Origin of the sequence: uncultured Methanobrevibacter sp. (assembly GCF_902801725.1) — an archaeon.
Classification (GTDB): Archaea; Methanobacteriota; Methanobacteria; order Methanobacteriales; family Methanobacteriaceae; genus Methanocatella.
Window position 1 is genome coordinate 1 of sequence record NZ_CADCJB010000006.1, and the last position, 20,727, is coordinate 20,727.

Annotated in this window: 21 protein-coding genes; 16 read left to right on the forward strand and 5 right to left on the reverse strand. The window is 33.9% G+C overall.

Annotated elements, in window-relative coordinates:
• Positions 1 to 523: 523 nt before the first annotated feature.
• Entirely contained in the window at positions 524 to 1,771 is a 1,248-nt protein-coding gene (mmp10, locus tag QZV68_RS01850) for a methyl coenzyme M reductase-arginine methyltransferase Mmp10 (RefSeq protein ID WP_296878035.1), read from the forward strand.
• Positions 1,772 to 1,781: 10 nt separating this feature from the next.
• Here mmp10 and QZV68_RS01855 read toward each other — a convergent pair whose 3' ends face one another.
• Together QZV68_RS01855 and QZV68_RS01860 are read right to left on the reverse strand one after the other, a co-directional pair.
• Positions 1,782 to 2,705, reverse strand: a complete 924-nt coding sequence (locus QZV68_RS01855) for a methanogenesis marker 7 protein (protein WP_296878037.1) — start codon at positions 2,703 to 2,705, stop codon at positions 1,782 to 1,784.
• Between the two features lie 60 nt (positions 2,706 to 2,765).
• Positions 2,766 to 3,284, reverse strand: coding sequence for a hypothetical protein (locus QZV68_RS01860; RefSeq protein WP_296878040.1), 519 nt, complete (start codon positions 3,282 to 3,284; stop codon positions 2,766 to 2,768).
• Between the two features lie 37 nt (positions 3,285 to 3,321).
• On the opposite strand from QZV68_RS01860, the gene comB reads away from it, so the two are divergent.
• From comB to QZV68_RS01885, 5 genes are all read left to right on the forward strand, one after another.
• Positions 3,322 to 4,011, forward strand: coding sequence for a 2-phosphosulfolactate phosphatase (gene comB, locus QZV68_RS01865; protein ID WP_296878042.1), 690 nt, complete (start codon positions 3,322 to 3,324; stop codon positions 4,009 to 4,011).
• 67 nt (positions 4,012 to 4,078) lie between these two features.
• On the forward strand, positions 4,079 to 5,251 hold the full coding sequence (locus tag QZV68_RS01870) for a TraB/GumN family protein (protein ID WP_296878044.1): 1,173 nt from the start codon (positions 4,079 to 4,081) through the stop codon (positions 5,249 to 5,251).
• A 63-nt stretch (positions 5,252 to 5,314) separates the two neighbouring features.
• On the forward strand, positions 5,315 to 5,527 hold the full coding sequence (locus QZV68_RS01875; RefSeq protein ID WP_296878046.1) for a DUF1922 domain-containing protein: 213 nt from the start codon (positions 5,315 to 5,317) through the stop codon (positions 5,525 to 5,527).
• A gap of 23 nt (positions 5,528 to 5,550) precedes the next feature.
• Positions 5,551 to 6,873 (forward strand): hemolysin family protein, encoded by a 1,323-nt coding sequence (locus tag QZV68_RS01880; RefSeq protein ID WP_296878048.1) that lies wholly within the window; start codon positions 5,551 to 5,553, stop codon positions 6,871 to 6,873.
• 2 nt (positions 6,874 to 6,875) lie between these two features.
• The gene (locus QZV68_RS01885) at positions 6,876 to 7,820 is read left to right on the forward strand and encodes a calcium/sodium antiporter (RefSeq protein WP_296878050.1); all 945 of its coding nucleotides are present in this window, start codon (positions 6,876 to 6,878) and stop codon (positions 7,818 to 7,820) included.
• Here QZV68_RS01885 and QZV68_RS01890 read toward each other — a convergent pair.
• The gene (locus QZV68_RS01890; RefSeq protein ID WP_296878052.1) at positions 7,779 to 8,654 is read right to left on the reverse strand and encodes a TIGR00269 family protein; all 876 of its coding nucleotides are present in this window, start codon (positions 8,652 to 8,654) and stop codon (positions 7,779 to 7,781) included. The genes QZV68_RS01885 and QZV68_RS01890 overlap by 42 nt on opposite strands.
• Positions 8,655 to 8,705: 51 nt before the next feature.
• On the opposite strand from QZV68_RS01890, the gene QZV68_RS01895 reads away from it, so the two are divergent.
• The gene (locus tag QZV68_RS01895; RefSeq protein ID WP_296878054.1) at positions 8,706 to 9,011 is read left to right on the forward strand and encodes an MTH1187 family thiamine-binding protein; all 306 of its coding nucleotides are present in this window, start codon (positions 8,706 to 8,708) and stop codon (positions 9,009 to 9,011) included.
• Positions 9,012 to 9,031: 20 nt separating this feature from the next.
• Here QZV68_RS01895 and QZV68_RS01900 read toward each other — a convergent pair whose 3' ends face one another.
• A complete protein-coding gene (locus QZV68_RS01900; RefSeq protein WP_296878056.1) occupies positions 9,032 to 10,135 on the reverse strand; it encodes a DegT/DnrJ/EryC1/StrS aminotransferase family protein in 1,104 nt (367 codons plus the stop codon).
• Between the two features lie 107 nt (positions 10,136 to 10,242).
• On the opposite strand from QZV68_RS01900, the gene QZV68_RS01905 reads away from it, so the two are divergent.
• The 5 genes from QZV68_RS01905 to cofG all read left to right on the forward strand — a co-directional run bounded on the left by QZV68_RS01905 (position 10,243) and on the right by cofG (position 14,825).
• Positions 10,243 to 11,406: a tRNA (guanine(10)-N(2))-dimethyltransferase gene (locus QZV68_RS01905; RefSeq protein WP_296878058.1), complete on the forward strand. Its 1,164-nt coding sequence runs from the start codon at positions 10,243 to 10,245 to the stop codon at positions 11,404 to 11,406.
• A gap of 231 nt (positions 11,407 to 11,637) precedes the next feature.
• Positions 11,638 to 12,114, forward strand: a complete 477-nt coding sequence (locus QZV68_RS01910) for an Lrp/AsnC family transcriptional regulator (protein WP_296804408.1) — start codon at positions 11,638 to 11,640, stop codon at positions 12,112 to 12,114.
• 226 nt (positions 12,115 to 12,340) lie between these two features.
• Positions 12,341 to 13,282, forward strand: coding sequence for a GTP cyclohydrolase MptA (gene mptA, locus QZV68_RS01915; RefSeq protein ID WP_296878060.1), 942 nt, complete (start codon positions 12,341 to 12,343; stop codon positions 13,280 to 13,282).
• A gap of 11 nt (positions 13,283 to 13,293) precedes the next feature.
• A complete protein-coding gene (locus QZV68_RS01920) occupies positions 13,294 to 13,734 on the forward strand; it encodes a DUF2120 family protein (RefSeq protein WP_296878062.1) in 441 nt (146 codons plus the stop codon).
• 2 nt (positions 13,735 to 13,736) lie between these two features.
• Positions 13,737 to 14,825, forward strand: coding sequence for a 7,8-didemethyl-8-hydroxy-5-deazariboflavin synthase subunit CofG (gene cofG / locus QZV68_RS01925; RefSeq protein ID WP_296878063.1), 1,089 nt, complete (start codon positions 13,737 to 13,739; stop codon positions 14,823 to 14,825).
• On the opposite strand, the gene QZV68_RS01930 is transcribed toward cofG, so the two are convergent.
• Positions 14,812 to 15,549, reverse strand: coding sequence for a class I SAM-dependent methyltransferase family protein (locus QZV68_RS01930; RefSeq protein ID WP_296878065.1), 738 nt, complete (start codon positions 15,547 to 15,549; stop codon positions 14,812 to 14,814). The two genes, cofG and QZV68_RS01930, sit on opposite strands and share 14 nt — an antisense overlap.
• A gap of 189 nt (positions 15,550 to 15,738) precedes the next feature.
• Between QZV68_RS01930 and psmB the strand changes: the two genes are divergently transcribed.
• From psmB to comC, 4 genes are all read left to right on the forward strand, one after another.
• Entirely contained in the window at positions 15,739 to 16,353 is a 615-nt protein-coding gene (psmB, locus tag QZV68_RS01935) for an archaeal proteasome endopeptidase complex subunit beta (protein ID WP_296878067.1), read from the forward strand.
• Positions 16,354 to 16,483: 130 nt separating this feature from the next.
• Positions 16,484 to 18,397, forward strand: a complete 1,914-nt coding sequence (locus QZV68_RS01940) for a beta-CASP ribonuclease aCPSF1 (protein WP_296878069.1) — start codon at positions 16,484 to 16,486, stop codon at positions 18,395 to 18,397.
• Between the two features lie 116 nt (positions 18,398 to 18,513).
• The gene (gene purM, locus QZV68_RS01945) at positions 18,514 to 19,533 is read left to right on the forward strand and encodes a phosphoribosylformylglycinamidine cyclo-ligase (RefSeq protein WP_296878072.1); all 1,020 of its coding nucleotides are present in this window, start codon (positions 18,514 to 18,516) and stop codon (positions 19,531 to 19,533) included.
• A gap of 26 nt (positions 19,534 to 19,559) precedes the next feature.
• Positions 19,560 to 20,588 (forward strand): L-sulfolactate dehydrogenase, encoded by a 1,029-nt coding sequence (gene comC, locus QZV68_RS01950; protein ID WP_296878074.1) that lies wholly within the window; start codon positions 19,560 to 19,562, stop codon positions 20,586 to 20,588.
• Positions 20,589 to 20,727: the final 139 nt, after the last annotated feature.

Consider the following 20,727-nt stretch of genomic DNA (forward strand, 5'->3'; position numbering starts at 1 on the left):
ATCATCGAATAAATCGATTTTATCATCAAACTTTGCCATTTTTTCCCTCCTAAATAAATAGAGTTTAACTAATATACCACTCTCAATGGTAAAATTTTTACCAAATTGAGTTGAGCTACAAAGCAAGTTTTTGCAATAGCCAGCTATATGGTATACAAATTTTATTTTATAAAAGATATAATATAAAGATTACCTATGAAATATTTTAGAAAACTTTATAAAGCATAATAAAAGATTTTTACTTTAAGAAAAATAGGATTAAAAGTAATACTTTTTATTTTTAATAATAATTAGTTTTTTTAAATAATAAATGATATAATTTTATAAATTAAAATTTAACTGAAAATATTAAATTTTTAACATTAAATACAAATAATAAATCTTTATTTTTAAAAATAAAATAAAATAAAAAATTATTACTTTCATGATTTATAGTAATAAATAATACTAAAAGTAATAATGATTTGGACCTGAAAAAAAATCATGTAATTTATAAATAAAATGAAATAAAAAAAACAATATCATGCAAGTTGTAGCAGATGTTGGAGGAATACCTGGAAGAGATTGTAACGGTTTTTGCAAATACTGTTACTTTAGAAAGGTAAAGGATATTAAAAGTTTTGGCTGTGCACATTGTTTACCTAACAAGATAGGTTGTGAAAGATGTAGTAAAGGCGTTTCTGAAACGCAAGGAGATTTTAAATCCCCTTTTGAAGTTATAAACGCAGTTCAAACTGCAATGATGATGGGAATGCCTCAGGGAGAAATGAGCGCATACATCAGCGGTGGTGGAGACATAAGCTGTTATCCTCATCTTGAAAGCCTAACAGCTAATCTGAATCAATTTTCAATCTCATCCGTTTTGGGTTATACATGCGGAAAGGGAATATCCGACAGCGAAATGGCTACAAGACTAATAAACAATGGAGTGAATGAAGTTTCATTTACTATTTTTTCATCAGACCCTAAACTTCGAAAAGAATGGGTTAAAGACCCAAATCCTGAAGAAGCACTGAAAGCATGTCAAATATTTTGTGAAAACATTGACCTGACAGGTGCTGCAGTAATAATTCCAGGTGTTAATGATGGCGATGTATTAAGGCAAACCTGCAATTCCCTGGAGGAATGGGGTGCAAAAGGAATGCTTTTGATGAGATTTGCAAATACATTTAATGAAGGATTAATATTGGGCAATGAACCAATCATAAAAGGCATTGAGTCACAGCCTGTTGAAGAATTTGGCGAACTCGTTAAACAAATTAATTCCGAATATAACTTTAGAGTCAGCGGAACACCAATATGCGACCCTGAAACCGGAGGCCCATTTGCAATAGCCAAAGATGAAAATGAAGTATTCCTGCAATTCATCAAACCTATCACAGGTGAAGCTACAATCATTACATCAAAAATTGCTGAACCATACCTAACCAAAATATTTTCAAAATTAGAAACTGGAGAAAATGTTAATGTTGTTGGCGTTGAAAAAGAAATAGCTTGCCTAATTACAAAAGAGGATTTGGAAAATCTTGATTTAAGTGAAATTAAAGATGCGGTAATAATTCCTGGAAGATCTTTTGTTCACCAGCTTGATGCCGAAAGAATATTGAGTAACGATGGCGTTGACAGACTAATAGGTCGTGGGCCTGACACCTTAACAGTGGATGGCGAGTTAAGCATAGACATGACTGATGAAAATGTCATTGAAAGAGAATTAGAGAGTTTTAACGATTTGGTTGATGCCGTTAATTTCTTCGGAATGAGAAGAATTTAAAAAAAAAGAATTAGTTGGAATCCTCAACAAGAGAACTCTCACTATTTATTTTTACCAAGATATAATCATACATTTTTGATTTTTTAATTTCGGCAATTTCAGATAGTTTCCTACCGTCAATGATTACATCTGCAATTGTATCCGCATATTTATCATAATTCAATTTTACGCGAACACCATCAAGTTGTGAAGTTACTGGAGTTGGAGAAATTACATCTTTTATTTCATCAACCTGATTTTCAATTGCATTTTTTACTACAATAGCCGGAACCAATGGAGCATCAAGAGCCATTTCACGTTTTTTATCACTTAAAATTTGTTCAATTGTTTCGACCAATTTTTCAAGAGCACGTATATCCGGACCCCTTCTAAGCCTTCGAGGAATCCTGCCCAAACCTCCTACATATGCATCGGCACCTGGAAGCTCTTCAACAGGAATTTCAGGAGCTCCAGTCACAATTACAGGGATATCAATATCATCATATAAAAAAGCTTTTTCCTTAATACAGTTTTCAAAACTTCCTAAAGCAAAAACAGCAATGTCATGTTCTTCAATTAAACTTTTCTCTTCTTCAGTAATGCCAGATGTTCCTTTTCCATCCCCTCTTGCAAGACCAATCATATTGTCTTTTGCACCGAATTCCCTTAAATATTCTGAGATATCACAGGCTGCATGAGGTAGGTGATGTCTTGCTAAAGTTGGTGAAATGATTGCTATTTCAGAACCTGCCATAGGAGCAACAGCCAATTTGCCTAATAATTCGCCTGATTTTTCTTCAATTTTATCAACATCTTCGATAGGAACTGCCAGATTTAAAACCAATTCCATCTGCTGAATACTTTCTTGAAGAATGAATCCTCCCAAATCTTCAATTAATTCTTTAATTTCTTCACTTTTGTGAACTCCACCAGTAAATATCAATGATTCATACATTTTACCAACTCTCAAAAAATGCAATTACTATTATATATTATATAAATCTTTAATTTCTAACTATATTAAAGTTTCCAAAATGGAATAACGGGCTTCAATTCTTTCAAATGGATTGCTTGAAACAGAACTGTGGGACGGAATTTCAACCAAATTATCTTTTTCGATAACATTTACCTTTAAATAATCAGGATAAACAGTGAAATCAGGATTATCCTCCACTATATTGAATCCCATGTCCAAAACAATATCCTTTAAAAATTTAGAATATACCTTAACGTCAATATCCCTTTCAAAATCTGAATTCAAATATTTGCATGAAAGGTCATAACCTCTGAAAAATGATCTTATATCCTCATCGGCCAGGTCATTCTGGGCAACTTCGGAAACTTTTCTAATGCTTTCAAAAATCTGGCGAGAGGTATTGAGCTTAATGGGCAAACTATCCATTTCAACTTTGCTTTCAGACAATAAAATAGCCAAATCCCCCTCCTCTTCATCAGGATATTTGTTTACAACATAATCGGAAATGCCTGCCAATTTTACAATTTCTTCACACATAGGTGTTGTGATAATTTTCATAAATATTATTATATAATTATTTAATATAAATTACTTCATGAAAGTGACATTGAGTTTTGAGAAAACAGCAAGCGATGACATATCCATAATGGTGGATGCACTAAGGGCAAGCACAACAATAACACTGGCTTTAAACAATTTTAAAAAAATAATACCTTGTTTTACACCCGAAGAAGCTTTAAAATTAAAAGAAAAACATGACGGAGTTCTTGCCGGAGAGCGTGGAGGGAAAATGATTGAGGGATTTGATATTGGAAATTCTCCTCAAACAGCAGAAGGTTACAAAAGCGACAAGGACACACTCATATTAACCACCAGCAATGGAACCAGAATACTTGAAAACATGACCTCAACAGTGCTTGTGGGATGCATGGTGAATGCAAAAGCTGTTGCAGATGCAAGTGTTAAAATGGCTGAAAGCCACATAGATGTAGTCATGGCAGGGGTTAAGGGCCGTTTTGCACTGGAAGATTTTTTAGCTTCCGGAGAAATACTCTACCAGATTTGTCAAAACTTAAATGACTGTGAACCGGATGACTACGCCAAAGCAGCAATAATGGCGAGCAGAGACTATGAAGCCTTAAAAGATGGATTTTTAAATAGCACTTCAGGTAAACGTTTAAGAAAACTCAATTATGAAAAGGATATTGAATGTTGTTTTGAAAAAAACGTAAGCGACAATGTTGCGGTATATGAAAATAATGAATTGACACTAATCAAAGATTAACTTTATATACCTTATTTTCATAATATTATTAGATGATATACAATTAATATAAAGAAGTGTTTTATCAATGAAAAGAGAATGTTTAACTATAATAGGTACCGCACATGTATCTTCAGAAAGTGTTGATGAAGTAAAGGATGCCATTTATGAACAACATCCTGAAGTAGTGGCCATTGAACTTGATAGGGGCAGGTACATAAGACTAAAAAAATCAATGATGGGCATCGAAGAGGATGACACCATCTCCGTTTCCAAAATAATCAAAGAGAACAAAGTAGGATTATTTTTAACAACAACACTTCTTGGATATTTTCAGTCAAAAATTGGTGCCGATGTTGATGTGAAACCCGGATCTGAAATGGTCGGAGCAATTGAAGCATGCGAAGATTTAGGAATACCTATTGCATTAATCGACAGAGAAATCAATACCACCCTTCAACGGGCTTTAAACAAAATGGGCTTTATGGAAAAAGCCAAATTTTTATTTGGCCTTCTCACATCTGCATTTGGCGGAGATGATGAAGAGGATGAAATAGATATTGAAGACTTGAAAAATCCTGAAAACATTGATGAATTAATGGAAATGTTTAAAGATGAAGCTCCTAGCGTATATGAAGTTTTAGTTCGTGAAAGAGACGCATATCTTGCCGGAAAAATACTTCAAATACCCCAAGATCATGTAATTGCAGTTGTAGGAGCAGGACATAAGCCAGGAATTATAAAATACCTTGACAACCCAGAGACATTGCCTCCCCTTCACGAATTAGAGGACATTGAAAACAAAGGCGGAATCCCATGGGTCAAAATAATACTCGCCATGATTCCTATTTTATTTGTGGTGATATTTTTTCTGGCATATATTAGCGGGATAAACATTACCGGAAACATCTACGAATTCATTATAATAAGTATGATAATGGGATTTATAGGATCCATTCTTTCAGGATCAAAAATCCAATCCGCAGTTGTTGGAGGCTTAGTGGCACCATTAACCATTATACACCCCTTGCTTGCTGCCGGATGGTTTTCAGGATTGACCGAAGCGAAATTCAGAAAAGTCAGGAAAAGAGATATTCAAAATCTAGCACATATAGAAAACTTTAAGGATTTGTGGCACAACAATATCTTTAGAATATTGCTTGTTGTTGTTGGAACCAATTTGGGAGTCAGCATAGCAACTTTAGTTATTCTTCCATCCAAAGTTTTCATACCACTGTTCATGAAAATCTTTGGAGGATAGTGAAAATTTTATATAATATATTATAGTTATAATATAATTACTTAATTTATGGGAAAAATCACAATGTATCTTATATTTCGTTGCGACTGCGGTCGTGCATTATATGCAAAAGAAGGTGTAGCTACACGCAAATGTGTATGCGGCAAAACACTGAAAGTAAAATCAAGGAGAATATTTAAAAAGGCAGCTACACGTGAAGATGCATCCCTGGCCGTTCAAGAAATGCAAGATAAGATATATGGCAACACTGGCTTCAAAAGAGCTAGTGAATTATAACTAGTTTTAATGGTCTGTTAAAAATGATTGGAACGACACTCGAGATAATTATAATATTAATTTTAATAATACTAACAGGTTATCTGTCAATGGCTGAATTGGCTGTTGTATCCGTAAGAAAAGCAAAAATGCAAAAATATATAGAAGAAGGAAACAAAAACGCCGAAATAGTAATGGAACTACTGGAAGATCCAAACGAATTTTTATCAACAGTGCAAATTGGAATTTCCCTTATCGGCGTTTTGACAGGTGCATTCGGTGGAGTAACATTAGCCGAACCTCTTGCCAAGCTGATTTCATTCATACCATATAGCGAGCCTATAAGTGTAGCAATCGTTGTTATTATCACAACATACTTGACATTGGTCGTTGGAGAAATTGTTCCTAAGGTAATTGCATTAAACGACCCTGAAAGAATATCCCTGAAAGTTGCAAAAAGCATGGTTATTCTTGAAAAGGTCTCAAAGCCTGTGAGTTTTATTCTTGCAAAATCAAGCAGTTTTCTATTATGGGTAATGAGAATTGAAAACAAAAATGATGATGTTGTTACCGAAGAAGAAATAGAATTGATGATTAAAGAAGGAAGAGAAGACGGAACAATTGAACAAGAGGAAGAAGCAATTATCAAAAGAGTTTTCAAGCTTGATGACCAAAAGGTTGAAAGCATAATGACTCCCCGCAATGAAATCATATGGATTGATTTGGAAGATGATAGGGACATCAACAAGGTTAAAATCATCGAAAGTAAAAGGTCAATTTTCCCAATCGCCACTGGAGAACTGGATGACTTCATAGGTGTTGTTCAGGCAAAAGACATACTTTCAGCCATGTTCAGCGGAGAAAAATTTGATGTTCACAAAATCGTGAAAGAACCTTTGGTAGTTTCCGAACACCTGGAAACACTTGAATTGTTAAAAGAGTTCAAAGAAAACCAAGGATATGTACACATGTGTCTTGTTGTCGATGAATTCGGAAGTGTTGAAGGTTTGATTACATTAAACGATTTGCTTGAAGGTATTGTTGGAGACATTCCAGGAATTGATGAGGAAGATGAACCTCAAGCTACCCAAAGAGATGACGGAACCTGGCTGATTGATGGAAGATATCCCATTGACAGATTCAAGGAATTATTTGACTTTAATGAATCACTGCCTGATGAGGAAGAAGATGGTTACACAACACTTGCAGGTTTTATATTGAGCTTAAGCGGAACTATACCTAATGAAAAAGACAAGTACGAATGTGGAAGATTCATTTTTGAAATCATAGACCTTGACGGGCATCAAATAGATAAGGTTCTAGTGACCGATTTAGGGCCTCAAGAGCCAATTAATACAGAGGAATAAAAATGGATGCATCAATATTATTGCAATTTGTTTTACTGATTGTAGGATTTGTATTTTTAATAAAGGGATCCGACCTTTTTGTTGATGGTGCAAGCAGTATCGCTTCAATTTTAAAGATACCTACAATAATTGTCGGATTGACCATTGTTGCACTCGGAACAAGCGCCCCTGAAGCTGCAGTTTCCATTACTTCGTCAATTGCCGGAAATAATGCACTGGCCGTCAGTAACGTTATTGGTAGTAATTTATTCAATTTATTGATGGTAATAGGTGTAGCGGCATTGCTCAGCGATTTGTTAATGGAAAAAAGCGTTCTTGATAAAGATTTACCGTTCCTTGTTGGAATTACATTATTATTAGCCGCATTCATAGTAATCGGATGGAACGTTACACAAATTGAAGGAATAATCCTGCTTGTTATTATGGTAGGATACATATTTTATTTAATTCGTTCCACAAAAGGTTCCGGTGCAATGAATTATGTGGAAAAACCGAAATTGACCCTTCCAAAAAGTATCATTTTCATACTCATAGGTATTGCTGGAATTGTTCTTGGAGGAAATATGGTTGTTAACAGCGCATCAGATATAGCAATTGCGTTTGGTATGAGTGAAACTTTAGTCGGTTTAACTATTGTAGCCATAGGTACTTCATTACCAGAACTTGTAACATCATTGACCGCTTTAAAGAAAGGGGAAAATGAGTTAGTTATAGGAAATGTAATAGGTTCAAACATTTTCAATATCCTGTTTGTATTAGGTGCAAGCAGTGCAATAAAATCAATACCGCTTGACTCCAGCATGCTTATAGATGTGCTATTCATGATTGCAGTTACAGTATTGTGTTACATCTTCGGCAAAACACAAGAAAAATATGATAAAAAAGAGGGTGCAATACTAGTTGCATTATTCATAGGGTATATGGCCTTCGCAATTATCAGAAATTAGTTTTTTTAACTCACAAGCCTTGCAGACATTTGATGAAGTCGGTTCACCGCAAACTTCACATTCATTTAGGCTTGTGGAAATATCATTTTCAAAAGTCAATATCTTTTGAAATGATTCCATCACATTACTTTTAATTCCAGGATATTTATCTTCATTGACATTTAAAAATTCTTTTATTTTAGCTCTCAAAGACAAATGAGAGTAGGGACATTCATCCAGATGAATATCAATATCATTTAAAACCGCCCACATTCCAACTTCTTTTTCAGGAGTGTTCCACAACGGTTTGATTCTTGGAACCAGTTTCGGATGAATCACATCAAGTTCGGGTCCGAACTTGGAGAATTTGATAGTATCGCCACGTGCGAAACTCATTAAAAATGATTGTATTTCATCATCAAGATTATGGCCTGTGGCAATTTTACATGCTCCCAATTCATAAGCTGTTTTATTTAATATATTTCTTCTGAAAACACCGCAGGGAATGCAAGCACTTTTAAAATCCCGATATACATCATCCAGGGCAAATCCTTCCTCATCCTTAAATGATTTTTGAACAAGTTCAATATCAAGGTCCCGAGCATTTTTAATAGCTGAATCGATTCCGTGTTGCCTGTATCCTTCAATACCTTCATCAACACTGACAGCAACCAAATCAAAATCCAAATAGTTTTGATAATTTTTAAGGGCATGTAAAGTAAGTACACTGTCTTTGCCTCCAGACAGTGCAACTGCAATTAATTCATTTTCCTTGATTAAATTATAATCTTTAATCAGATTGTTTATTCTTGCAAAAATCTTTTCATTGAATTCATCTTTGTTTAATTTGACCATTACTAAATTAATTTATAGAAAGATAAATAAATAATTTTACCAGGTGAAAATATGATAACATGTGATTTTGCAATATTGCCTGTGGGAACTGAAACCACAGAATGTAAAGACTACGTAACAGCAGCAGTCCAATCAATTAAAGATTCCGGCCTCGATTACCAATTGACAGGCATGGGAACACAAATTGAAGCGGAAAATTTATCCGAACTTTATGAAGCGATTGCCAATGCCCAAGAAGCCATTTTCAAGCTAGGTATCGGTAGAGTCTATACTGTCATAAAAGTAGATGACAGAAGAGATTTAGAAAATAGAACTTTAGATGCTAAAGTTGAAACAGTCGAAAAAATGTTAAAATAAAAAAAAGTTGGTTGAAAAAACTATAATTCTTTAGATGCTTTTTCAACAGCTTCAATTACCAAATCCAAATCTTCTTTTGTAAGTGAAGGATGGACAGGAAGTGAAATTACATTGTTCGCTGCAAGTTCTGCATTTGGACAATCCCCTTCCAAACCTAATTTTCTATAAGCAGGTTGATTATATAATGGAATTGGATAATGAATGCCAGTACCTACACCGCAATCATTGATTATGTCAACCCAATCATCACGGTCTCCTTTTTCAACACGAATAGTATATTGGTGATATACATGTTTGGATCCATATGCGCAATAAGGAGTAACGACACCGTCAATATCTTTCAAACCTTCGTTTAAATATGCCGCATTTTCAATTCTTTTTTCATTGAATCCATCGATTTTATTTAATTGTGCCAAACCTATTGCTGCTGCAATATCTGTCATTCTGAAGTTATATCCTATATCATCATGATGATATCTTACACTAGCACCATGTGCCCTGAATGCTCTGGCATTGTCTGCCAAATCGTCATCATCAGTGGTGATAATTCCTCCTTCGGAAGTTGTCATATTTTTAGTAGGATAAAAACTAAAGCAGGACATATCTCCTAAACTGCCGACCTTTTCACCATTGCAGGTTGCACCATGTGCCTGAGCAGCATCTTCAATAACTGCCAATCCATGCTTTTCGGCAATTTCATTAATTCTATCCATATTGGAAGACTGACCATATAATTGAACCGGTAAAATCGCCTGAGTATTTTCATTTATTAAAGGTTCAATTGAATCAGGATTGATTGTATAAGTTTTTAAATCAATGTCTGCAAAAACAGGTTTTGCACCTGTATATACAATTGAATTTCCACTTGCAATAAATGTGAATGGAGTTGTAATCACTTCATCCCCTTTGCCAATACCACATGACAATAAAGCAACATGCAACGCAGCAGTACCGGAATTAACAGCAATACCGTAATCTGATCCGACCCACTCTGCGAATTTTTGTTCAAATTCTTCTACTTTAGGTCCTTGAGCAATCATTCCAGATTTTAAAACTTCAACTACATTTTCTATTTCTTCATCGCCAATAATAGGTTTTGCAATAGGAACTTTAATCTCTGACACATTTATCACCAAATTATAAAAGTTAGATTAATAATCATACTAAATATTTAAATTTAATAATATTTAAAACATTACATAGACAACAATATCAATATGAGTGTGAATTAATGGATGAACATAAGATTAAACAAATTGAAGAAGGGTTGACAAAAATCGAATTTCCCGAATTTGACAAAGTTTCATCTGACGCTCCTGTTTTTTATAATCCCCATATGGAATTGAATAGAGATTTATCAATTCTTGCCATACAAGTATTCCAAAAACAAGAAGAAAGAGAAATAAACATTTGTGATTTGTTTGGCGGTAGCGGAATTAGAGGAATTCGTTATAAGAATGAGATAGATGGCGTCGGAAATGTATGTATTAATGATATCAGCGAGTTAGCCAATGAATTTGAACGACATAATATTCAATTAAATAATCTTAAGGATATTGAAGTTCATCAGCATGACGCCAGCATGTTTTTAAGAATGAAACGGGGAGAATTTGATGTGATTGACATAGATCCATTCGGAACACCATCCCCATTTTTGGATTCTGCAGGATATTGTGCCCGCAGAAATTCACTACTATGCGTTACTGCAACTGATACATCTGCACTATGCGGAACATACAAGGAACCCTGCATTCGAAAATACAATGCAAAACCCTACAAAAGCGAATATTGCCATGAAAACGGCATCAGAATCTTAGCAGGTTTTGTGGCTCTGACCCTTTCAAAATATGCAAAATACATTGAAATACAAATGTCCCACAGCACTGAACATTATATGAGATTGTACATAAAAGTTAAAAAAGGTTCAAAAAAGAGTGATGAATCATTGAAAAATATAGGTTACATCAGCCACTGCAAAAGCTGTTTGCACAGACAGACAACAAAAGGACTGGCCAGCGCAATCGAAGAAACATGCCCTGTTTGCGGTGAAAAATTAATCCATGCAGGCCCATTATGGTTAGGCCCTATTCAAAATAAGGAGTTCATCGAAGAGATGATTGATGAGACAAATTACAAAAAAATCAATACTGAAAAACAAGCCCTAAAATTACTTAACAGTTGTCTTTTAGAGGCAGATGCTCCAGCAACATTTTTTGACGTTCACAGCATATGCAAATCATTAAAAGTAAGTGCACCAAAGCTTGATTTAATTTTTGAAAAAATTAAAAATAAAGGATTTAGTGCCGTCAAAACCCATTACAATCCATTAGGCATAAAAACAGATGCAAACATAGATGACATAAAAAAAATACTCCTTGAATTTTCAAAAGACTAGTTATATAATTAAACAAAATAAATTTTTGAAAAAATATAAGTAAATATTATCCAAAATATTTATAAACACCCAAGGAAATACCCATATTATCCTTAAAAATACTGGTACATATTATCAAAAAATAATTAAAAATACAAATACTTTTAAATATAATAAACAATTAATTAAATGTATATATCAACTAATTAATTTAACAATATAATTAGTTTAATATTAATTGAAGTGATTATAATGGTAAAAACTAAAGACAATGTTGTGAAACTTGATGATACCGATGTAAACATTCTAAAAATTATTAATGAGGATGTTAGAACATCATATAGACAAATATCCCGTAGTTTAGATGTTTCAGTAGGTACTGTACACAATCGTATAGACAAAATGGTGAAATCTGGAGTTATCAAAAAGTTCTCACCAGTAATCGACCATGAAAAATTAGGATTCGTTTTAACTACAATTATTGGGGTAAGAGTTAAAGGCGGAAAACTTAAAAATTGGGAAGAAAAAACATTTTTCAACAAAAATGTTGTTGGAATATACGATGTTACTGGAGAATATGATGCATTCTTAATTGCTAAATTCAGAAATACAAATGAACTAAATTCATTTATTAAGGAATTATTAAAAGATCCAATTATAGAAAGAACATACACACAAACCGTTTTAGATGTTATCAAAGAAGACATGGGTTCTTCAAATATTTTATAAATACCCTGCAAGCAGTTGAACTATTGGCAACTGCTTAATTTACTATTTTTTTTATTAATATCACATATCTTCATTTAATTAACTATTTTTTAAAATCTATATGTAAAATTAAAATTCCATCAAACCGGCGAAAAATACATCCCTAAATCAAAAATCGTTTAAATATATAAATATGAAAACATACTTAATATATAATATTTAATTAAATATTTTAGAGGTTATTAAATTGGCAGTATGCTTACCCGACACCCAAGATGACACTCCAAGCATACCTATTAAACTTACAAGAGTAGGTGTAACAGGAGTAAAAAAATTAATACAATTAGATAGAATAAATAAAAGACCTATAATCTTATTACCTACATTTGACGCATTTGTAGATTTACCAAATGATCAAAAAGGCGTGCATATGTCTAGAAATCCTGAAGCAATTAGTGAAGTTCTTGAAGAAGTTGCTAATGACAAAGGGGTTGCTGTTGAATCATTATGTGCAAAAATTGTAGATAAAATGATGACCAAACACGAATATGCTAAACGTGTTGAAATATCAATGACTACTGATTTTATGTTTATGAAAGAGTCACCAGTGACTAAAAATAAGACTCAGGAGATGGCCGAATTAAAAGCGAAAGCCATCGGTTACAGAAATGACAAAGGTGAAGTTACCATTAAAAAAAGTATCGGAGCAGAACTTATTGGAATGACTGTTTGTCCATGTGCTCAGGAATCCGTAAGGGAATCAGATAAAAATAAGCTATTGGAATTTTTAGATGAAGAAACTACCCAAAAAGTTCTAGATACAGTCACTTTTGCATCACATAATCAACGAGGAGTTGGAACATTATTGATTGAAGTTCCTGAAGATAAAGTTGTGAAAGCGGAAGACATTATTGAAATTATTGAAGCTTCAATGAGTTCCCCAGTGTGTGAATTGTTAAAAAGGCCTGATGAAAATGCTACCGTCATGAATGCTCACAGAAAACCTGTGTTTGTTGAGGACTGTGTCAGAAACATGATGGAAAAGATTGCAATGAAATACTCAGATTTCCCTGACGATACTTTAATCACATCCCGCCAGGAAAATCAGGAAAGTATTCACAGACACAATGCATTTGCCGAAAAAGTAACTACAATGGGCGAATTGAAAGAAGAATTGAATATTCAATAGGATCTGATTTAATGAAAAAAACATATGAAATTGCGGGAGAAGTAATGGGTTTTTTCGATTCATTCAAAGGATCCAGACCTGCAATCGACAACAGCAGAATTTTAATTGTAAGGGGAAAATCCAGAAAAGTTTTACCATTGGATTCATTTGATTCAAAACTTTCAGAAATCGGAGAAATACTCGGAGGAACAGAAATAGATGCATCATCAGACAAGATAGAAGAAATTCTCAAATCAGGGGATAAACACATTAAAGAAAGTGAAAAAAACACAGGAACCATTGACAGTAAAGGATTCATCAGAATGCAAGAAGAGTTAGAATCAATGGGGCTTGTAGTGGCTTACAAAGTGTTTGAACTCCCAAGTTTTGATGTGATTATAGCAATCTGGGAAGACAAAAACGAAATTCCTCCGCTCTATGTTGAAGTAACCGTTTCCCAACGCGAAGATTAAATATGTCAAATTTAACTAAAGAGGATATTCTCACCATATTAACCGCAACAGAAGCCGACATTGCAAAATATCTGTTGGAAGTTGCACAATATAGGGAGAATAATCTCATCACTTATTCTAAAAACATATTCATACCCTTAACTGAAATTTGCAGAAATGACTGCGGATATTGCAATTTTAAAAAGAACCCGGATGACCCAAAAGCAATCATCCTCAAGACAAAAAAAGAAATTTTATCAGAATTGAAAGAAGCTGAAAAACAAGGGTGTAAAGAAGCTCTCTTCACTTTCGGAGAAGATGCAGATGAAGAGGAAATTGTTCAGCTAAGACTAAAAGAATTTGGCTATGAAAAAATGATTGATTATGTTGTCGACATTTGCCAAATGACATTAGATGAAACTTCTCTGCTGCCCCACACAAACGGTGGTAATTTTAGTTATGATGATTTGAAAAGGCTTAAAGAAGTTAATGTGTCAATGGGTTTGATGCTTGAAAATTCATCATCAAGGTTAATGGAGCTGCCAGCCCACAACAAAAGCCCCGGAAAAAATCCTAAGCTAAGATTAGAAACTATTTCCAATGCAGGGAAACTAAAAATACCATATACAACAGGCATCCTAATAGGCATTGGAGAAACAAAAGAAGAAATTGCAGAGTCATTAATTGCAATTAAAGATCTCTATGATACATACGGACATATTCAGGAAGTAATTATTCAAAATTTCACACCTATTCCTGGAATCGAAATGGAAAATTGGCCAAAACCAAGCTTTTTAGATATGATTAGAACCGTCCTTGCAGGAGCATTATTATTCAAGGACAGTGACGTCAGCATACAAGTTCCCCCTAATTTAAATAGGGACACTGCACAGATATTCCTGCTTTGCGGTGCAGACGACTGGGGAGGAGTTTCACCAATAAGTCCTGATTTTGTCAACATCACATCCCCCTGGCCAGAAATTGATGAACTTGAAGATTTGACAATTGATGCAGGATTTGAGTTAACCGAAAGATTATGTGTTTACGATAAATACATTAACGGCGAATGGCTGAATGACCATTTATTGGAAAAAATATCTAAGTTATCCTAACATCCAGAACAACATGCTCAACGCCGGGAGCATATTTTTTTATTTTGTTTAGTTTCAGCAATTCAACATCCCGACTGCCCGCCTGTGAAATAACTCTTTCAATAGGCCTTGTTTTCATTAGTTTTTCAGGAACTGTTTCATGATAATGCAGGATTCCACCTTCATTCAAACTATCGATGGCAACTTTCAAATAGTGATGTGTTGTTTTTACATATCCCATTACAATACGATCTGCATTGTATTTTGGAGCCTGCTCCATGCAATCTCCCAAAATCGGAGTCACATTAGTTAATTTATTTAATTTTATATTTTCCTTTAAGTAAAAGTAAGAATTGGGATTTATCTCAATTGAATAAACGTGTTTTGCATTTGAATGAACACCTATGGGAATTGAAAAATAACCTATTCCAGCAAACATATCCATTACAGTCTCATCATCCCCAACCAACTTTGCAATACGCAGCCTCTCATTATTGTTTCCCTTGGACCACATAACTTTTGCCAAATCCAATTTAAAAAGACAGCCGTTTTCTTTATTTACTGTTTCAGTCTCATCACCATAAAGCACAGTGTAGACAGGTTCCCTTTTTGTCCCCTGAATATGGTCTATTTTCATTATGGTTTTTACATTATGCTTCCTTGAGAGATTTTCCAAATCATCATAAGATTCATAATCAAACTTACTGTCTAAAATTAGGATATCGCCTATACGTTTCCATTTCAATTTATTCACCTATGATAAGAAAAGTTTATATATGCAAATATATAATATTAATATTGTTAGTTTATACTAATTATTGATTCTGATTTTAAATAAAATTAATATGTGATATACATTTAATTGATTTAATTATATTCAACCTAATTAAGTAGTTGAAATAAGATATTTTAAATACTATAGAGGTGTATTTAAATGGATGATAAAATATTGGAAGGTACAACAACCGTTGGAATCACTTGTAAAGACGGGGTTGTATTTGCAAGCGAAAGAAGAGCTAGTATGGGAAACTTAGTAGCTCATAAAGTCGCAGAAAAAATATTTAAAATTGACGATCATATTGTAACAACCATTGCTGGTTCAGTGGGAGATGCACAAAGTTTAATGAAAGTTATTGAAGCAGAAGTTTCTCTTTACCAAATGAGAAACAACGATACCATTAGCGTAAAAGCTGCCGCATCATTAACTGCAAATATCTTACGTTCAGGTCCAATGTATGTTCAGACATTACTTGGAGGAATGGACGGAGACAAACCATCTCTTTATTCCTTGGATCCAGCTGGTGGAATGATAGAAGACACTTATATCTCAACTGGATCAGGTTCTATCGTTGCATACGGAGTTCTTGAAGACAGATTTAGAGATGACTTAACAACTGACGAAGGAATTGAAATAGCCATAAGAGCTATTAGAGCCGCTGCTGAGCGTGATACATACTCCGGTAACGGATATTTAGTTGCGAAAGTAGATAAAAACGGCTTTGAAATGTTAGATAATGAAAAAATTAATGAAATTCTAAAAGAAATATAAGTAAGCTAATTTTTCATAACTAACTATTTTTTTATATAAATAGTGTAGATAGTTTATGAAATTTAACTATTTATGGCTTAAAGCTTTTCATAAACTATTATACTACACCAACTTTTTTTGAAGGGATTATATGACTTCAGACATTTTAGAAGATATTAAAAAAGAGATTTTAGAAAAACTACCAAATGAAATTCAAGTTTCAAAAGTGGAATTTGAAGGCCCAGAAGTAGTAGTTTATACTAAAAATCCAGAAATAATAACTGAAAACGGAGATCTTATAAGATCACTTGCAAAAGAACTTAGAAAAAGAATTATCATCAGATCCGACAAATGTGCATTGCTAGAACCTGAAGAAACCATTAATAAAGTTCATGAAATTGTGCCTGACGGAGCTGAAATTACTGACATTTACTTTGATACTGTAACTGGCGAAGTAGTAATTACTGCAAAAAAACCTGGATTGGTTATTGGGAAGTATGGAGTAACATCCAGAAATATCGTTAAAAATACTGGATGGGCACCTAAAATCTTAAGAACCCCACCAATTAGTTCAGACATAATTGGAAAGATCAGAACAATACAAAAGAATAGTAGTAAAGAAAGAAAGAAAATGTTGCAACGTCTCGGACGTCAAATTCACCAAGGAAGCAAACATCCGAATGATTGGGCAAGAGTTACTTCCATGGGAGGATTTAAAGAAGTAGGACGTTCTTCAATGTTATTGCAAACACCAAACAGTCGTGTTTTATTAGATTGTGGTGTTAATGTTGCAGCATCAGATAATAAAAACGCATTCCCTTATTTGAATGCTCCTGAATTTTCAATTGAAGAATTGGATGCAGTTATTATTTCTCACGCTCACTTGGATCACTGCGGATTTGTACCTTACCTTTACCATTATGGATATGAAGGACCTGTTTACTGTACAACCCCAACCAGAGATTTAACTACACTTTTACAATTCGATCACTTGGATATAGCCCATAGGGAAGGAAATCCTCTCCCATTTACATCAAAACATGTAAAACAAGCTATTAAAAATACAATTACTTTAGATTACGGAGAAGTAACCGACATTTCTCCAGACATAAGATTAACATTACATAATGCAGGACACATTTTAGGTTCAGCAATATCCCATATGCACATTGGAGATGGGGCTCACAATCTTGTATACACAGGAGATTTCAAATATGAACCTTCCAGATTACTTGAACCTGCAACAATTAGATTCCCACGTGCTGAAACCGTTATTATGGAAAGTACCTATGGTGGAAAAGAAGATGTGCAACCTTCCAGAAACAATGCTGAAAAAGAAATGATGAAAACCATCTACAAAACACTAAAACGTGGAGGAAAAGTATTGGTTCCAGTATTTGCAGTGGGAAGAGCACAAGAACTTATGGTTGTTCTGGAAGAATACATGAGACATGGATTAATTGAAGAAGTACCTATCTACATTGACGGTATGATTTGGGAAGCAACCGCAATCCATACCGCAAGACCTGAATACTTAAGTAAAGATTTGAGAGATCAAATTTTCCATATGGGAAGAAACCCATTTGTCTCAGACATGTTTAAAAAAGTTCAAAATCACGATCAAAGAAAAGAAATTGTCGAAAGCAGACAACCTGCAATCATATTATCCACTTCAGGTATGTTAACCGGTGGAAACTCTGTAGAATACTTCAAATGGTTATGTGAAGATGAGAAAAACACATTAATCTTCGTAGGATATCAATCAGAAGGTTCCATGGGTAGAAGAGTACAAAAAGGATGGAAAGAAATTCCTCTTGAAGATGATGACGGCAGAACCAGACAATTCTGCGTAAAAATGCATGTCAAAACTATTAACGGATTTAGTGGACACTCCAACAGAAGACAATTGATGGAATATGTGAAAAGACTTAATCCAAGACCAGATAAAGTTATCACATGTCATGGAGACCCATATAAAGCGGTTGATTTAGCATCTTCTATTCATAGAAGTTATAAAATTGAAACTAAAACCCCAATTAATTTAGATTGTGTTAGGATACAATAATAAAAAACAATTAAATACTTAATAAAACAAAGTATTAATTGATGTAATATTGTTAAACACAATATTTTTTTATTTATTTTTAAAGAAAATAACAAATAAAGCTTATAGGTGTAAAAATGGTTACTTATTCAGAATCTGGTGTTGATATTGATCTTGAAGCTGTTACTGTTTCAAAATTAGCAGATAAACTTAAATCAACATTAAGTTGTAGAGACATCATCACCGACAGTGGTCATTATGCTGCTTTAGTTAAATTAGGCGATAAAGCTATTGCAATGAGTACTGACGGTGTTGGAAGTAAAATTTTAATTGCAGAAATGATGAATAAATACGATACAGTAGGTATAGACTGCATTGCTATGGTTGTCAACGATATTCTATGTGTAGGAGCAGAACCAATAGCATTAGTAGATTATCTTGCTGTTGAAAAACCAGACCCTGAAAGAGCTAGTGAAATTGCTGAAGGTCTTGTAAAAGGTGCTGAAGAATCAAAAATCGCAATTATCGGTGGTGAAACTGCTTCACTTCCAGGAATCATCAAAGACTTCGATTTGGCAGGTACCGGAATTGGTTTTGTAGATATTGATAAAATCATTACCGGAGAAAATATAAAACCGGGAAACGTACTGATAGGTATTGAAAGTAACGGTATCCACTCCAATGGATACAGTCTTGCAAGAAAAGCATTGTTTGATGATGCAGGATTTAACGTTGATGACAAAATGCCAAACGGCGAGACAACTATTGGTGAAGAATTAATCAGACCAACTGAATTATATGTCAAACCTATAGTGGCATTATTTGAAAAAGAATACAATATTAATGGACTTGCACATATCACAGGAGGAGGATTTACAAATCTCAGACGTTTGAAAAAAGGCGTTGGATATGACATTAACGACCTTCCCGAAGTTCCAGAAATATTTAAACTAATTTACGAACAAAATGTAGACATCAAAGAAATGTATAAAGTATTTAATATGGGTGTCGGTTTTGTCGTGATTGCTGAAGAGAATGAAGCTGAAAAAATAATGGATACTTTAAAAGAGTACTGCAATTGCCAAATTATTGGTAAAGTAACAGATGACGAAAAGATAACCGTTAAGGCTTTTGAAGGATCCGAAATCGAATACTGATTTGATAAAAATTGAGAGGTGTATAAATGAAGATAATGAAAGATAATGAGATAGCTCTTGTAAAAGAAATACTGAAAAAATTAGGGGCTAGCGAAGAAGACAGCGAATTTGTAGCTGAAGCAACAATTGATGCTGACTTAAAAGGTTTCACATCACATGGATTGGGAAGATTCCCACAATACTTAATTAGTATCGAATCAGGAACCATAAACCTAAAAGATGATATTGTTATAGAAAAGGAAACACCTGCAATTGCTTTAATTAATGGTAATAGTGGATTTGGACAAGCTGTATCATACAAAGCAATGCAATTAGCTATTAAAAAAGCTAAAGATGTAGGAATTGGATGTGTAGGTGTTCACAATTCAAATCACTTCGGAGTAACCGGATTTTATTCTGATTTAGCATTAAGAGAAAACTGCATCGGACTCGTTATTGCAAATACCGATCCTGCTATTGCTCCATTAGGAGGTAGTCAATCTTTAATCGGTACCAACCCGCTTGCATTAGGTATTCCTTCAGAAACCTACATTACTGTAGATATGGCAACTTCCGTTACCGCCCGTGGAAAAATCATCGAATCAAAAAGAAAAGGCTTAGACTTACCTGATGGATGGGCATTAGATAAAGACGGAAAACCAACAAACGACCCTGAAGCAGCACTTGAAGGATCAATTTTACCGTTTGGTGGATTCAAAGGATATGCATTGTCCTTATTAATTGAAATCCTTACCGGACCACTAGTACAAGCAGGATATGGACTTGGAGTTAGCGGTACCGCTTCACCAACCAAAGACTGTACCAAAGGAGATTTATATGTCGTAATTGACCCATCCAAATTTGGAGACTTCGGAGAATTTGTCGCAAATACTGAAGACTTCGTATCTCAAGTAAGAGCTACAGGAGAAAATGTGGCAATACCAGGAGATTTGGAAGTTAAAAGAATTGCCGATGCTGAAGCAAACGGTGTTGCAATAGATGAAAAATTATACGAACAATTAAAAGGAATCTGCGACGATTTGGATATCAATATAGATTCCTATATCGAAGAATAATTATTCTCAATAGAATATATTCTTCACATTATCTCTTTTTTTATAACAAATCATTACTCTTTTTACATAATAATTTTTCTATCACAACAAATGAAATATATTACTTTATATGAAAATTATAAATAACTTCAATTAAATA

What these genes read in the sequence shown, in the direction of transcription:
- QZV68_RS01895 (WP_296878054.1), top strand. Translation starts at nt 8,706, where the DNA reads ATGATAACATGTGATTTTGCAATATTGCCTGTGGGAACTGAAACCACA.
- QZV68_RS01920 (WP_296878062.1), top strand. Translation starts at nt 13,294, where the DNA reads ATGAAAAAAACATATGAAATTGCGGGAGAAGTAATGGGTTTTTTCGAT.
- comB (WP_296878042.1), top strand. Translation starts at nt 3,322, where the DNA reads ATGAAAGTGACATTGAGTTTTGAGAAAACAGCAAGCGATGACATATCC.
- psmB (WP_296878067.1), top strand. Translation starts at nt 15,739, where the DNA reads ATGGATGATAAAATATTGGAAGGTACAACAACCGTTGGAATCACTTGT.
- purM (WP_296878072.1), top strand. Translation starts at nt 18,514, where the DNA reads ATGGTTACTTATTCAGAATCTGGTGTTGATATTGATCTTGAAGCTGTT.
- QZV68_RS01875 (WP_296878046.1), top strand. Translation starts at nt 5,315, where the DNA reads ATGTATCTTATATTTCGTTGCGACTGCGGTCGTGCATTATATGCAAAA.
- QZV68_RS01855 (WP_296878037.1), bottom strand. Translation starts at nt 2,705, where the DNA reads ATGTATGAATCATTGATATTTACTGGTGGAGTTCACAAAAGTGAAGAA.
- QZV68_RS01940 (WP_296878069.1), top strand. Translation starts at nt 16,484, where the DNA reads ATGACTTCAGACATTTTAGAAGATATTAAAAAAGAGATTTTAGAAAAA.
- mmp10 (WP_296878035.1), top strand. Translation starts at nt 524, where the DNA reads ATGCAAGTTGTAGCAGATGTTGGAGGAATACCTGGAAGAGATTGTAAC.
- cofG (WP_296878063.1), top strand. Translation starts at nt 13,737, where the DNA reads ATGTCAAATTTAACTAAAGAGGATATTCTCACCATATTAACCGCAACA.
- QZV68_RS01885 (WP_296878050.1), top strand. Translation starts at nt 6,876, where the DNA reads ATGGATGCATCAATATTATTGCAATTTGTTTTACTGATTGTAGGATTT.
- QZV68_RS01870 (WP_296878044.1), top strand. Translation starts at nt 4,079, where the DNA reads ATGAAAAGAGAATGTTTAACTATAATAGGTACCGCACATGTATCTTCA.
- QZV68_RS01890 (WP_296878052.1), bottom strand. Translation starts at nt 8,654, where the DNA reads ATGGTCAAATTAAACAAAGATGAATTCAATGAAAAGATTTTTGCAAGA.
- comC (WP_296878074.1), top strand. Translation starts at nt 19,560, where the DNA reads ATGAAGATAATGAAAGATAATGAGATAGCTCTTGTAAAAGAAATACTG.
- QZV68_RS01880 (WP_296878048.1), top strand. Translation starts at nt 5,551, where the DNA reads ATGATTGGAACGACACTCGAGATAATTATAATATTAATTTTAATAATA.
- QZV68_RS01905 (WP_296878058.1), top strand. Translation starts at nt 10,243, where the DNA reads ATGGATGAACATAAGATTAAACAAATTGAAGAAGGGTTGACAAAAATC.
- QZV68_RS01910 (WP_296804408.1), top strand. Translation starts at nt 11,638, where the DNA reads ATGGTAAAAACTAAAGACAATGTTGTGAAACTTGATGATACCGATGTA.
- QZV68_RS01860 (WP_296878040.1), bottom strand. Translation starts at nt 3,284, where the DNA reads ATGAAAATTATCACAACACCTATGTGTGAAGAAATTGTAAAATTGGCA.